Raw genomic sequence first — 13885 nt, 5'->3', positions numbered from 1 at the left:
ATAGCGATGAACCGGCGCGACATTCTGCGCGGCGCGGCCCTGATGGGCGGCGCTTCCCTGCTGACCCCCGAAGCGGTCTGGGCCGCCGCGGCCAACGCCAAGGCGGGGGACTGGACCCTGGGCCTGGCCGATGTCGAGGCCGACATCGCGCCGACCGGCCTGACCCGGCTGCACGGCAAGGCGCCGGCCGAGCTGGCCGGGACCCTGTTCCGCAACGGCCCGGCCAAGTTCCGCCGCCCGGGGCGTTCGGTCGGCCACTGGTTCGACGGCGACGGCATGGTCCGCAAGTTCCAGATCGCCGGCGGTCAGGCGCGGATGAGCGCGCGCTTCGTGGACACGGTGAAGCGCCGCAACGATACCGCCGCCAACGCGGTGATCACCCCGGGCTTCGGCACCGCCGCCGGTCCCGGCTCGGTGATCACCGGCCCGGACGACGCCAACGCCGCCAACACCTCGGTGCTGATGGCGGGCGGCGAGCTGTGGGCGCTGTGGGAGGGCGGCTCGCCGACCGCCCTGGATCCCGCCAGCCTGGCTACCAAGGGCTTCAAGACCCTGCGGCCGGACCTGAAGGGCATGCCCTTCTCGGCTCATCCGCGCGTCCAGCCCGACGGGACGGTCTGGAACATCGGTCTGGGCGGCGCCCAGGCGGTGGTCTGGAAGCTCGCCCCGGACGGCGCCCTCCAGAAGGCCGAGATGATCAAGCTGCCGCGCGCCAGCTACATGCACGACTTCACCGCCACCGACCGCCACCTGATCCTGGTGCTGCAGCCCTGGATGCAGGAGCGGATGGTCATGCCGTTCTCGACCTCGATGGCCTGGAAGCCCGAGCTGGGGACCCAGGTGCTGGTGCTGGACAAGGACGACCTGTCCAAGCGCCGGACGTTCGAGCTGCCGCCGTTCTTCTTCTTCCACCTGGGCGACGCCTGGGAGGAAGCCGACGGGACGATCCGCTTCGACGCCTGCGTCGACGACGATGCGTCGGGCACGGCGATCAACGCCGGCCTGCTTCTGCAGGGCCAGCATGTCCGCGCCGCCCCGCCGCGCCGGGCCCAGATCACCCTGCGCGCCGACGGCAAGGGCGAACTCGCCAGGGAGGCGGTGAGCGCCGAGTTCCCGCGCGGCGACGCCCGCTTCGCCGGCCTGGCCCGTCGCTATTCCGTACACGTCACCAACGAGCGGCCCGACCGTCCGCTGTTCCAGAGCGTGGCCGTCCGCGACTGGAAGAACGATCGCGACCAGGTGTTCGACTTCGGCCCGCGTCACCTGGTCGAGGAGGTGGTCTTCGTCCCGCGCCCCGGCTCGGCCGAGGAACTGGACGGCTGGCTGGTCGGCACGACGGTCAATCTCGACGCCAAGGCCACAGAGCTGCACGTCTTCGACGCGCGCCTTGTCAAGCAAGGGCCCGTGGTCTCCTGGCGGGCGCCCGTGGCCCTGCCGGTGACCTTCCACGGGGTGTTCGCCCAGGCCTAGAGAACAGGCCTGGATAACAACGGTCCCTTGCCAGGTCCGCCGGGATGCGCCTATCCGAGGACGGAGCGCAACCACGGCGGACCTCCATTTCCATGACCGCAACCAAGACCCGCGTCAGCGGGCGGGGCCGTCCATCCAAGGCCAAGGGGCTGGATCTCAAGGAGACCATCCTCGACGCCGCCGAGGGGCTGTTCGCCCGTCACGGCTTCCACGGGGTGACGACGCGCCAGGTGGCGGCCGAGGCCGGCGTCGATACGGCGCTGATCCACTACTATTTCGGGGCCAAGCGCGAGCTGTTCGACGCGGTGTTCGTGCGGCGCGCCGAAATCCTCAACCAGGCGCGCGAGGCGTCGATGAACGCCTATGTCGCGGGGCATGACGCCACCACCATGACGGTGGAGGGCGTGATCGAGGCCTTCATCGATCCGCTGCTGCGCATCTCCCAGGAGGGCGGTCCCGGCTGGAAGAGCTATTTCGCCCTGGTCGCCCAGGTGAACAACACGCCCGCCTGGGGCGGCGAGACCATGGCCCGGTTCTTCGATCCGGTGGTCCACCAACTGGTCGAGACCCTGAAGATCGTCCGCCCCCAGGCCGAGTATCGCGACCTCTACTGGTGCTATCAGTTCCTGACCGGGTCGATGATGCTGTCGCTGTCCGAGACCGGACGGATCGACTCGCTGTCGGAAGGCGAGTGCCATTCCAGCGACCTTGAAGCGGTCCGCCGCCGCCTGTTCTCATACTGCGCCGCCGGCTTCGAGGCCGTGATCGCCAAGGCTTAGGCGGAGCGCCCCCTCCGTCTCGTCGCCTATCGGCGCCGATCCACCTCCCCCGTGTCACGGGTGAGGAGAGGCCTTTCCTCCTCCCTTGCGAAGCGGGGGAGGTGGCGCTCTGCGGATACGCAGCGTGACGGAGGGGGCGCTTTCCGTCTTGGTATCATCCGCCCACACTCTTTTTCATCACTTGATGAAAAAGTTCTGGCGCTTGGCGCGGGTTCGGGTGATGGTGCTGGCAATTCGCTGTTCGATGAAATGGCGAACCCCGAGCACGCGTCCGCACAAGACGGATCCGGCTCGGACGGGCGGAACGCAAGGGAGGGAACCCCATGACTTCGATGTGGAAGGCTGCGCTGTTGGCTGGCGCGGCGTGGAGCACGATCGCGGGCGTCGCGTCGGCGCAAGAGGCGCCGGCGGCGAGCGACAAGGTCTCGGTCGACGAGGTGGTCGTTACCGCCCGTCGCCGCGAGGAAAACCTGAAGGACGTGCCGGTGGCCGTCTCGGCCTTCTCGGCCGAGAAGCTGGAACGCTCGGGCGGCACGGACATCACCGTGCTTTCGCAGACCACCCCGAACATCACGGTGCAGACCGCCCGGGGCTCGAACTCGACCCTGATCAGCTACATCCGCGGCGTCGGCCAGCAGGATCCGCTGTGGGGCTATGAGCCTGGCGTCGGCCTCTATGTCGACGACGTCTACATCTATCGTCCGCAGGGCGCGGTGCTCGACATCTTCGACATCGAGCGCATCGAAGTGCTGCGCGGCCCGCAGGGCACGCTGTACGGCCGCAACACCATCGGCGGCGCCATCAAGTACGTGACCAGGCGCCTGGGCGACGAAGCCGGCGCCAAGGTCCGCGCGACCTACGGCAGCTACAACCAGACCGACCTGATGGTCTCGGGTCAGACGCCGGTCGCCGGCGGCCTGTCGGTCGGCGGCGCCTATGCCCGATACAAGCGCGACGGCTACGGCAAGAACCTGACCACCGGCGCCGAGCAGTACGACAAGGACGTCGAGGCCTATCGCCTGAGCGCCGAGTACAAGCCGACCGAAGACCTGTTCTTCCGCCTGGCCTACGACAAGGTCGTCGACAACTCGAACCCGCGTCACGGCCACCGCGAGACCCTGCCGACCGTCGGCGCCTATCCGATCCTGGGCATCTACGACACCCAAGCCGGCCTGGGCGACAAGAACCACGTCCAGACCGAAGGCTTGTCGCTGACCGGCCAGTGGGACGCGACCAAGAACCTGTCGTTCAAGTCGATCACCGCCAACCGCAAGGGCCACACCCAGACCCTGATCGACTTCGACGGCACCCCGCTGCCGACGCTGGACGTGCCGGCCACCTACAATGACCGCTCGTTCTCGCAGGAACTGCAGGCGGTCTATTCGGACGAGAACGTCCAGGGCGTCTTCGGTCTGTACTACATGAACAGCCAGGCTTCGGGCGAGTTCGACACCATCGCCGGCAATCTGGGCGTCTCGATCGCCGACGGCGGCAAGGTCAACACCCAGAGCTTCGCGGCGTTCTTCGACTTCAGCGCCAACCTGACCGACCGCCTGAAGGTCTCGCTGGGCGCCCGCGCCACCCGCGACCACAAGCGCGCCAACGTGTTCCGCTTCTTCTATCTCGGCGCCACGCCGTCGCCGTATCAGGGCGGAACGAACCGTCCGATCCTGCAGGTGCGCACCAACTATGACGCCGCCCGCACCTTCGAACAGTTCACGCCGCGCATCTCGGTCTCGTACGAACTGTCCGACGACCTGAACACCTACGCCTCGTTCTCGAAGGGCTACAAGTCGGGCGGCTGGGACATGCGCGGCGACGCGTTCATCACCCCGCAGACGACCCAGGGCTACCTGCCGGAAGTCGTGAAGACCTACGAGGCCGGCCTGAAAGGCTATGCGATCGACCGCCGCGTCTCGTTCTCGTCGGCGATCTTCCTGTCGAAGTACACCAACCAGCAGGTCACGACCCAGGTCGTGGTGCCCTCGGGCATCGCCAGCTCGGTCGACAACGCCGGCGCCTCGACCCTGTACGGCGCCGAGTTCGAGGCCACGACCAAGTTCAGCCAGCACCTGTCGGGCAATGTCGCGCTGGGCTATATCCACGCCAAGTACGACACCTTCAGCCGCTTCGTGCCGGCTGGCGCGCCTAACCCGCTGAACCCGTCGACCGTGCTGGCCACCGGCCAGGTGGTCAATGTCGCCGACCTCTACGGCTTCCAGAACACCCCGAAGTGGACGGGCAATGTCAGCCTGACCTGGCGCACCGAGCTGGCCGGCGGCGATATCGCCATCACACCGATGGTCAGCTATCGCGACAAGTACCAGCAGTTCGAACAGCCGCTGCCGGCCCTCGACCAGAAAGCCTTCACCCTGGTCGACCTGACGGCGATCTGGACCGCTCCGGGCGGCAAGTACAAGCTGGCCTTCACCGGCAAGAACCTGACCAAGGAGAAGTACCGCACGGGCGGCTACAACTTCGGAGCGCCGACCTACAACAACTCGGTGATCGGTTTCTACGGCCCGCCGCGCACCTTCGCCGGCTCGGTCGAGGTGGCGTTCTAAATCTAGGCGACTTAGCTAGGGCGGGACCTGCTGCAACGGGTCCCGCCCTTTCTTTGTGTGGGCGGTAGCTTAAACGGGGGCGGGCATGAGCGAGCAGCAGCAGACGGCGACGAAGACCGAAGGGTCTGGCTATCGCTACGTGGTCCTGGCGATGCTGATCCTCGCCTACACCTTCAACTTTCTGGACCGGCAGATCCTCGGCATCCTGGCCAAGCCGATCAAGGACGAGTTCGGCCTGACCGACGCCCAGTTCGGCCTGATGGGCGGCCTGGCCTTCGCCTTGCTCTACACGACCCTGGCCATCCCGATCGCCTGGCTGGCCGACCGCTTCAGCCGCGTCTGGATCATGACCGCCGCCCTGACCCTGTGGAGCGGTTTCACCGCCCTGTGCGGCGTGGTCGGCAGCTTTTCGCATCTCTTCCTGGCCCGCATGGGCGTGGGCATCGGCGAGGCGGGCGGGGTGGCCCCGGCCTATTCGCTGATCTCGGACTATTTCCCCAAGCACCAGCGCGCCCGGGCCCTGGCGGCCTACGCCTTCGGCATCCCGCTGGGCACGGCGGCCGGCACCCTGGTCGGCGGTCTGCTGGCCGTGCACTACGGCTGGCGCACGGCCTTCATCGTCGTCGGCGCGATGGGCGTGGTGCTGGCCCCAATCTTCCGCTTCGTCGTCCGCGACCCGCCGCGCGGCGGCGCCGACCGTGCGCCCAATGCGCCGCCGGTCGCGCCGGCCCCGGCCGCCCCGGTGCGCGAGGTGGCGAGCCTGCTGGCGGCCAAGCCCAGCTTCTGGCTGCTAGCCCTGGGGGCGGCCTCGTCGTCTGTCTGCGGCTATGGCGTCGCCGCCTGGCTGCCGTCGTTCTTCATGCGCAGCCTGGGCCTGACCCTGACCCAGACCGCCTGGTACTATTCGGGCATCGCCTTCCTGGGCGGGGTGGTCGGCATCTGGATGGGCGGCGTGATGGCCGACCGCCTGGGCGCCAAGTCCAAGGCCGGCTACCCGCTGACCCCGGCCGTGGCCTTCCTGATCTCGGTCCCCTGCTTCCTGCTGGCCATGAACAGCGGATCGCTGGTCGGCGGCCTGGGCGGCCACGCTTCGCTGGCCCTGGCCTTCGTGATCTTCCTGGTCCCCACCGGCCTGAACCTGGCCTGGCTGGGACCCGTCACGGCGGCGGTGCAGCACCTGGCGCCCGCGCCCATGCGGACCACGGCCTCGGCCCTGTTCCTGCTGATCAACAACCTGTTGGGCATCGCCGTCGGGGTCTATTATTTCGGGGCCATGGCCGACTTCCTGAAGCCGACCTTCGGCGCGGAATCCCTGCGCTGGGCCATCTATACCGGCATGGGCTTCTACCTGCTGGCTGCCCTGCTGTTCTTCCTGGCCTCGCGCCGACTGGACAAGGACTGGGTGGAGTAGGGGATTGGGTAGAGTAGGGCGCGGCGAGACGTCGCCCCAAATCACCCACATGTATAGCGCCACTGTTCGGTCAATTTCGGGTATCAAAGGGCGCTAAACCAGAGCGCCAGAATGACACCCGAAGACCGACATATCTTTCACGATCCCTCCGGCAAGCGCGAGCGCCGGGCCAAGCTGGTGCTCGGCATCATCATTTCGCTGGTCGCCGCGATCGTGGCCGGCTTCGTCGCCACCCTGGCCTTCGCCCCGCGCCTGCCCGACGCGCCGCTGAAGGATCCCCACGTCCTGACGTCGCTGCACCAGGAAACCCCGCGCAAGACCAAGATTGTGAAGTCGTGGCGTCGTGTGCCCCGGCCGCTCACCGCGAAAGGCGAGGCCGCGCCCAGCGACGCCGCGCATCCGCTGTCGGTCGGCTTCTATGTCGCCTGGGACGAGGACAGCCGCGAGTCCCTGCGCCGCAACATCGACAAGCTGGACGTGGTGTCGCCGCAGTGGGTGGCGATAAACGGCGCCAAGGGCGACATCAGCCTGGTCGACGACGCCGAGGGCGTGGCGCGCATCGCCAATGCGCCGAACAAGCCGGCCGTCCTGCCGCTGGTTCACAACTCGGCCAACGCCGCCTTCAACGGTCCGCTGGCCGACGCCCTGCTGACCGACCCGGCCGCGCGCGCCAAGCTGATCAACAACCTGAAGGTCCTGGCCGACCAGCATGGCTACGGCGGCTATGTCTTCGACTTCGAGGCGCTCTCCGCCAAGGGCCTGAACGCCTATCCGCTGTTCCTGACCGAGGCCCGCGCCGCCCTGGCCGGGACCGGCCGCGAGGTCTGGGTCACCGCCCCGTTCGACGAGGAAGGCTGGCCGCTCAAGCGCCTGGAGCAAGCGTCCGACACCCTGGTGCTGATGGCCTATGACGAGCACTACGCGCTGGGCGACCCCGGTCCCAACGCCGGCCAGGACTGGTACCAGGCCGAGCTGGCCAAGCGCTTCGCCAAACAGCTGGACCCCAACCGCACGGTCCTGGCCCTGGGCGCCTACGGCTATGACTGGACCCTGAACAAGGACGGCTCGCGCGCGTCCGGGGCGCCGACCACCTTCCACGAGGCCATGCGCAACGCCCAGGACGCCGGGGCGACGATCCGCATGGACGTCAACGCTCTGAATCCTACCTATCAGTATACGGACGACAATGGCGACAACCACGTCGTCTGGTTCCTGGACGCCGTCACCCTGTTCAACCAGATCAAGGTTTCCGACGCCTGGAAGCCGCGCGGCTATGGCCTGTGGCGGATGGGTATGGAGGATCCGGGCGTCTGGTCGCTGCTGGGCAAGCCCTATGGCAAGGCCTCGGCCGGCGGCCTCACCACCTTGGCCAACGGCCAGGGCGTCGACTTCGACGGTGGCGGCGAGGTGCTGCGCGTGGCCCAGTTGCCCACGCCCGGCAAGCGCAGCTTTGAGTTCGATCCGGGCACGGGCCTGATTTCGGGCGAGCGTTACGACGTCATTCCCAGCAGCTACGTTATCGAGCGCTATGGTCAGAAGAAGGGCCTGGTGGCCCTGACCTTCGACGACGGCCCCGACGGTCGCTGGACGCCGAAGATCCTGGACATCCTCAAGCAGAAGAACGCGCCCGCGACCTTCTTCGTGATCGGCCAGAACATGCAGCGCCGCCCTGACCTGGTGGAGCGAGAGGTGGCCGAGGGCCATAATGTCGGCGGCCACAGCTGGACCCACCCCAACATCGCCGAGACGCCTCTGGCGCAGGTGCAGGTCGAGCTGAACGCCACCCAGCGCCTGTTCGAGGTGCTGACCGGCCGTTCGATGCGTCTGTTCCGCCCGCCGTTCTTCGGTGACGCCGAACCCTCGACCCCCCACGAGGTGGCCCCGCTCGTCATCGCCCAGACCCTGGGCTACATGACCGTCGGCCTGCGCATCGACCCGGACGATTGGCAGAAGCCCTCGTCGCAGGAGATCATCGACCGGGTCCTGGACCGCCTGGACAATCCGGGCGCCCGCCCGGGCCAGGTGGTGCTGTTGCACGACGCCGGCGGCGACCGCAGCCGCACCGTCGCGGCCTTGCCCGGCCTGATCGACCAGATCCGGGCGCGCGGCTATCGCCTGGTGACCATCGGCGAGCTGGCCGGCATGACGCCGCAGCAGGTGATGCCGCCGACCTCGCGCACGGCCGCCGACCTGTTCCTGGACCGCCTGGGCTTCGACTTCTTCCGCTGGGCGCAGGTGGTGATGACCTGGCTGTTCATCACCGCGATCTTCCTGGGCGTGGCGCGTCTGGTGTTCCTGGCCAGCCTGGCCCTGGTCCACCGCTTCTGGACGCATGAGGAGCCGGCGGATCTGGATAGCGAGAACGGTCCGCTGGTCTCGGTGCTGATCCCCTGCTTCAACGAGGAGAAGGTGATCGCCGCCTCGGTGGCGCGGATCCTGGAGAGCGACTGGAAGAACCTCGAGGTGCTGGTTCTCGACGACGGGTCCAAGGACCGCACGGCCCAGGAGGTCCGCGACCATTTCGCCAACGATCCGCGCGTGACGCTGCTGTCGTTCGAGAACGGCGGCAAGGCGCGGGCGGTCAATCGCGGCCTGGCCGTGGCCAAGGGCGACTTCGTCGTGGCCCTGGACGCCGACACCCTGTTCCCGCCCGAGACCATCGGCCGCCTGGCCCGCTGGTTCCAGGATCCGGACATCGGCGCGGTGGCCGGCAACGCCATCGTCGGCAACCGGGTCAATATCGTCACCCGCTGGCAGGCGCTGGAATATGTCACCGCCCAGAACCTGGAGCGCCGGGCGCTGTCGGCCCTGGGCGCGGTCACCGTGGTGCCGGGCGCCGTCGGGGCGTGGCGCAAGAGCGTGCTTGATGCGCTCGGCGGCTATCCGGCCGATACCCTGGCCGAGGACCAGGACCTGACCATCGCCTGCCAGCGCGCCGGCTGGAAGGTCGCCTTCGATCCCGAGGCCCGCGCCTATACCGAGGCGCCCGACACCGTCGGCGGCCTGCTGAAGCAGCGCTTCCGCTGGTCGTTCGGCACGCTGCAGTGCGTGTGGAAGCACCGCAAGGCGATGTTCAATACGAAGACGCCGGTGCTGGGCTTCGTGGCCCTGCCGCAGATCTGGCTGTTCCAGATCATCCTGGCCGTGGCCGCGCCGCTGGTCGACTTCGCCGTCATCTGGAGTCTGATCAGCGGTCTCTACGGCGCGATCGCCCACCCCGTGGAATGGCGTCCGGACGACATGCTGCTGGGGTTGGTCTACTGGGCGATCTTCATCGCCGTCGACCTCTCGGCCGGCGCCCTGGGCATGGCCCTGGAGAAGCGCGCGCCCTGGGCTGACCTGCCGTTCCTGCCGGTGCAGCGGTTCGGCTACCGCCAGCTGATGTACTATGTCGTGGTCAAGTCGGTGATCATGGCCATTCGCGGCGGCCGGGTCGGCTGGGGCAAGCTGGAGCGGCGTGGGTCGGCCTTGGTCGGCAAGGGCGGCTGATCACCGCCTGAACCGCTTGCCAGCCTCGCGCCGGCATGGCCAATCTCTCGCCGAGTTTTTGGGGGAGCGACCATGCGGGCGATGATCAGGGGTGGGATCGTAACGGCGGCGATGCTGCTGGCGGTGAGCGGCGCTCAGGCCTGGGCGGCCGACGGCCATCCGATCCTGCAGGTCGAGGTCGGCGCCCAGATCCAGGGGCCGGTCTCGGGCCGCCTGCTGGTCTTCGCCCAGCCCCTGGCCGCGGCCAAGGCCGGCGCCAAGGACGGCGTGATCGAGAGCGTCGAGGCCGATCCGTTCGAAGGCAAGGGCCAGGTCGCCGCGCGCGAGGTCGGCACGGTCCGCGCCGGCGCCACGGTCGAGATCGACCTGGACGGCGTCGCCGCCCCGCAGGTGTTCTCGAAGCTGCAGCCCGGCGAGTACGCGGTCCAGGCGGTGCTCGATCAGAACCACAGCTACAACTACAACGGCCGGGGCGGCGGCGACCTGGTCAGCCCGGTCACCACCGTGACGCTGCCGCTGGCCGCCGGGACCAAGCTGGTGCTGGACAAGGTCGAGCCGGCTTATGACCCCTTCAAGCTGCCGCCTGAAGCGTCCAAGGAAGCCGTGGCCCGGCTGGCGGCGGCCAAGCCGCACATCGCGGCGGTGAACTTCGTCAGCCCCGCGCTCAGCGCCTTCTTCGGGCGGCCGATCACCATGAAGGGCTGGGTCCTGACCCCGCCCGGCTACGAGACCGGCAAGACCCGCTATCCGACGGCCTACTACACGCACGGCTTTGGCGGCTCGAACGAGTACCTGGTCGGCCAGGCGACCCGCATGTACGACCTGATGGCCAAGGGCGCGGCCCCGCCGATGATCTGGGTCTATCTGGACGAGAGCAGCGCCACCGGCACCCACGAGTTCGCCGACAGCCTCAACAACGGTCCGTGGGGCAAGGCCCTGACCGAGGAGCTGATCCCGGACCTCGAAAAGCACTGGCGCATGGACGCCAAGGCCGGCGGCCGCTTCCTCAATGGCCACTCCTCGGGCGGCTGGGCGACCCTGTGGCTGCAGACCCGCTATCCGAAGGTGTTCGGCGGTACGTGGTCGACCTCGCCCGATCCCAGCGACTTCCATGACTTCACGGGCGTGGATCTCTACGCCCCCAACGCCAACGTCTACTTCAAGCCGGACGGGTCTTTGCGCCCCATCGCCCGCGACCACGACAAGGTGCTGGCCACGCTGAAGGACATGGTCGCGCTGGAAGAGGTGCTGGGCGAGTATGGCGGCCAGTTCGGCTCGTTCGACTGGGTGTTCTCGCCGCGCGGTCCCGCGGGCCGGCCCGTGCCGATGTTCGACCGGGCGACGGGCGCGGTCGATCCGGTCGTCGTCGCCTACTGGAGCCAGCACTACGACATCGCCGCGCGACTGAAGGCGAACTGGCCGGCGCTGAAGCCGGACCTGGACGGCAAGGTCCACCTGATCGTCGGCACCGCCGACACCTTCTATCTGGATGGCGCGGCCCGAAAGCTCGAGGCGGTCATGCAGGGCCTCGGGGCCAAGACCGACTTCCGCTACCTGAAGGACAAGACCCACGGCGACCTCTACCAGGTCGGCGACGACCGCCAGGCCCTGATGAAGCAGATCGCCTGGGAGATGTACGCCGTCGCCCGGCCGGGTTCGAAGCCGCCGGCCGCGTCCAAGCCCTGACCGTCGGGCCGGTTATCGCGCCTCAACGGCACACGCGTTTTCTGACACCGGTAGACAGCCGCTGAGGCGGGGAAATTTGTGACCGGTAACAGTTACGCAGCGTCAAGGGCTTCCCGTGCCCGGAGCGTGCAGATGCCCGGTCCGGGTGTCTCGTTGGACAAGATAACGGCGCAAGCCCTCACCTTATCGTCTTCGTGCGGTTGCGCCTGCGAAATAGCGCTCCTATAACCCGGCCACATTTCAGAAAGCCGTCGTCGAGACCGGGCCCTCATGAACATCCACGAACATCAAGCCAAAGCCGTACTCGCCGAGTTCGGCGCCCCCGTGCCGCGCGGCTTCGCCGCCTTCACGCCCGCCGAAGCCGCCGAAGCCGCCGGAAAGCTCGGCACCTCGGTCTTCGTCGTGAAGAGCCAGATCCACGCCGGCGGCCGCGGCAAGGGCAAGTTCGAGGGCCTGGGCCCCGACGCCAAGGGCGGCGTCCGCGTCGTCAAGTCGGTCGAAGAGGTCCGCACCAACGCCGAGGAAATGCTCGGCCGCGTGCTGGTGACCCACCAGACGGGCCCCAAGGGCAAGCAGGTCAACCGCCTCTACATCGAAGAAGGCGCGGCGATCGCCAAGGAATTCTACCTGTCGCTTCTCGTCGACCGCGCCTCGAGCAAGGTCTCGGTGGTCGCCTCGACCGAAGGCGGCATGGACATCGAGGACGTCGCCCACTCGACGCCCGAGAAGATCCACACCTTCACCATCGACCCGGCGACGGGCGTGTGGCCGACCCACCAGCGCGCCCTGGCCAAGGCCCTGGGCCTGACCGGCGGCCTGGCCAAGGAAGCCGCGGCGCTGCTGACGCAGCTCTATACGGCGTTCATGGCCAAGGACATGGCCATGCTGGAGATCAACCCGCTGATCGTGACGGCGGATGATCACCTGAAGGTTCTGGACGCCAAGCTGTCGTTCGACGGCAACAGCCTGTTCCGTCACCCGGACATCAAGGCGCTGCGCGACGAGAGCGAAGAAGACCCCAAGGAAATCGAAGCCTCGAAGTACGACCTAGCCTATATCGCCCTGGACGGCGAAATCGGCTGCATGGTCAACGGCGCGGGCCTGGCCATGGCCACCATGGACATCATCAAGCTGTACGGCGCCGAGCCGGCCAACTTCCTGGATGTCGGCGGCGGCGCCAGCAAGGAGAAGGTCACCGCGGCCTTCAAGATCATCACCGCCGATCCGGCCGTCAAAGGCATCCTGGTCAACATCTTCGGCGGCATCATGCGCTGCGACATCATCGCGGAAGGCGTCATCGCCGCCGTGAAGGAAGTCGGTCTCCAGGTTCCGCTGGTCGTCCGCCTGGAAGGCACCAACGTCGAACTCGGCAAGAAAATCATCTCGGAAAGCGGCCTGAACGTCATCGCCGCCAACGATCTGTCTGACGGCGCCGAGAAGATCGTCGCCGCTGTGAAGGGCGCCCGCTAAATGTCGGTTCTGATCGGTTCGCACACCAAGGTCATCTGCCAGGGCATCACCGGCGCTCAAGGCACGTTCCACAGCGAGCAGGCCATCGCCTACGGCACCAAGATGGTCGGCGGCGTCACCCCCGGTAAGGGCGGCCAGACCCACATCGGCCTGCCGGTGTTCGACACCGTCGCCGAAGCCAAGGACCGCACCGGCGCCGACGCCTCGGTGATCTACGTCCCGCCGCCCTTCGCGGCCGACTCGATCCTGGAAGCCATCGACGCCGAGATCCCGCTGATCATCTGCATCACCGAAGGCATCCCGGTGCTGGACATGGTCAAGGTCAAGAAGGCCCTGGCCGGCAGCAAGTCGCGCCTGATCGGCCCGAACTGCCCGGGCGTTCTTACGCCCAACCAGTGCAAGATCGGCATCATGCCGGGCGGCATCTTCTCGGAAGGCTCGGTCGGCGTCGTGTCGCGTTCGGGCACCCTGACCTATGAAGCCGTGTTCCAGACCACCAACGCTGGCCTCGGCCAGACGACGGCTGTCGGCATCGGCGGCGACCCGGTCAAGGGCACCGAGTTCATCGACGTGCTGGAACTGTTCCTCGCCGACGAAGCCACCAAGTCGATCGTCATGATCGGTGAAATCGGCGGCGCGGCCGAAGAAGAAGCGGCCCAGTTCCTGAAGGACGAAGCCAAGCGCGGTCGCAGCAAGCCCATGGTCGGCTTCATCGCCGGTCGCACGGCCCCTCCCGGCCGTCACATGGGCCATGCCGGCGCCATCGTTTCGGGCGGCAAGGGCGGCGCCGAGGACAAGATCGCGGCGATGGAAGAGGCGGGCATCCGCGTCTCGCCTTCGCCGGCCAAGCTGGGCGAGACCCTGCTGGAAGTCCTGAAGGGCTAACTAGACACCGAAACCCCGCCGCGCGCGGGGCCCAGGTTTTTTGCGACCGCCAGTCGACGATCCGAAAAAATCACCTGGGCCCCGCCAAGCGACGGGCGCTCGGGTGATTGAGAGACTATATTTACGGGCAG

At 67.7% G+C, this 13885-nt stretch carries 8 protein-coding genes; all 8 read left to right on the top strand.

What is annotated here, in order from left to right; all coding sequences use genetic code 11:
• Nucleotides 1-6: 6 nt before the first annotated feature.
• The 8 genes from CSW62_RS22490 (at nucleotide 7) to sucD (ending at nucleotide 13754) form a co-directional block, all read left to right on the top strand.
• Nucleotides 7-1470 (top strand): carotenoid oxygenase family protein, encoded by a 1464-nt coding sequence (locus tag CSW62_RS22490; RefSeq protein WP_099581718.1) that lies wholly within the window; start codon nucleotides 7-9, stop codon nucleotides 1468-1470.
• Nucleotides 1471-1562: 92 nt separating this feature from the next.
• The gene (locus tag CSW62_RS22485; protein WP_099581717.1) at nucleotides 1563-2249 is read left to right on the top strand and encodes a TetR/AcrR family transcriptional regulator; all 687 of its coding nucleotides are present in this window, start codon (nucleotides 1563-1565) and stop codon (nucleotides 2247-2249) included.
• Between the two features lie 323 nt (nucleotides 2250-2572).
• The gene (locus CSW62_RS22480) at nucleotides 2573-4813 is read left to right on the top strand and encodes a TonB-dependent receptor (RefSeq protein ID WP_099581716.1); all 2241 of its coding nucleotides are present in this window, start codon (nucleotides 2573-2575) and stop codon (nucleotides 4811-4813) included.
• Nucleotides 4814-4898: 85 nt separating this feature from the next.
• A complete protein-coding gene (locus CSW62_RS22475) occupies nucleotides 4899-6224 on the top strand; it encodes an MFS transporter (RefSeq protein WP_099581715.1) in 1326 nt (441 codons plus the stop codon).
• Between the two features lie 111 nt (nucleotides 6225-6335).
• Entirely contained in the window at nucleotides 6336-9713 is a 3378-nt protein-coding gene (locus CSW62_RS22470; RefSeq protein ID WP_099581714.1) for a glycosyltransferase, read from the top strand.
• A gap of 72 nt (nucleotides 9714-9785) precedes the next feature.
• On the top strand, nucleotides 9786-11399 hold the full coding sequence (locus CSW62_RS22465; RefSeq protein ID WP_099581713.1) for an esterase family protein: 1614 nt from the start codon (nucleotides 9786-9788) through the stop codon (nucleotides 11397-11399).
• 270 nt (nucleotides 11400-11669) lie between these two features.
• Nucleotides 11670-12869 carry an ADP-forming succinate--CoA ligase subunit beta gene (gene sucC / locus CSW62_RS22460; RefSeq protein WP_099581712.1) on the top strand — a complete coding sequence of 400 codons (1200 nt, stop codon included), beginning with the start codon at nucleotides 11670-11672 and terminating at the stop codon, nucleotides 12867-12869.
• Entirely contained in the window at nucleotides 12870-13754 is an 885-nt protein-coding gene (sucD, locus tag CSW62_RS22455) for a succinate--CoA ligase subunit alpha (protein ID WP_099581711.1), read from the top strand.
• Nucleotides 13755-13885: the final 131 nt, after the last annotated feature.

Source organism: Caulobacter sp. FWC2 (genome assembly GCF_002742625.1).
Taxonomy (GTDB): Bacteria; Pseudomonadota; Alphaproteobacteria; order Caulobacterales; family Caulobacteraceae; genus Caulobacter.
Note: the sequence above shows the minus strand (reverse complement) of the source record. Positions and strands in the feature narration are given on the sequence as shown.

Excerpts from the sequence above, each read along its gene's own strand:
- sucC (WP_099581712.1), top strand. The coding sequence starts at position 11,670 with ATGAACATCCACGAACATCAAGCCAAAGCCGTACTCGCCGAGTTCGGC.
- sucD (WP_099581711.1), top strand. The coding sequence starts at position 12,870 with ATGTCGGTTCTGATCGGTTCGCACACCAAGGTCATCTGCCAGGGCATC.
- CSW62_RS22465 (WP_099581713.1), top strand. The coding sequence starts at position 9,786 with ATGCGGGCGATGATCAGGGGTGGGATCGTAACGGCGGCGATGCTGCTG.
- CSW62_RS22480 (WP_099581716.1), top strand. The coding sequence starts at position 2,573 with ATGACTTCGATGTGGAAGGCTGCGCTGTTGGCTGGCGCGGCGTGGAGC.
- CSW62_RS22485 (WP_099581717.1), top strand. The coding sequence starts at position 1,563 with ATGACCGCAACCAAGACCCGCGTCAGCGGGCGGGGCCGTCCATCCAAG.
- CSW62_RS22470 (WP_099581714.1), top strand. The coding sequence starts at position 6,336 with ATGACACCCGAAGACCGACATATCTTTCACGATCCCTCCGGCAAGCGC.
- CSW62_RS22475 (WP_099581715.1), top strand. The coding sequence starts at position 4,899 with ATGAGCGAGCAGCAGCAGACGGCGACGAAGACCGAAGGGTCTGGCTAT.
- CSW62_RS22490 (WP_099581718.1), top strand. The coding sequence starts at position 7 with ATGAACCGGCGCGACATTCTGCGCGGCGCGGCCCTGATGGGCGGCGCT.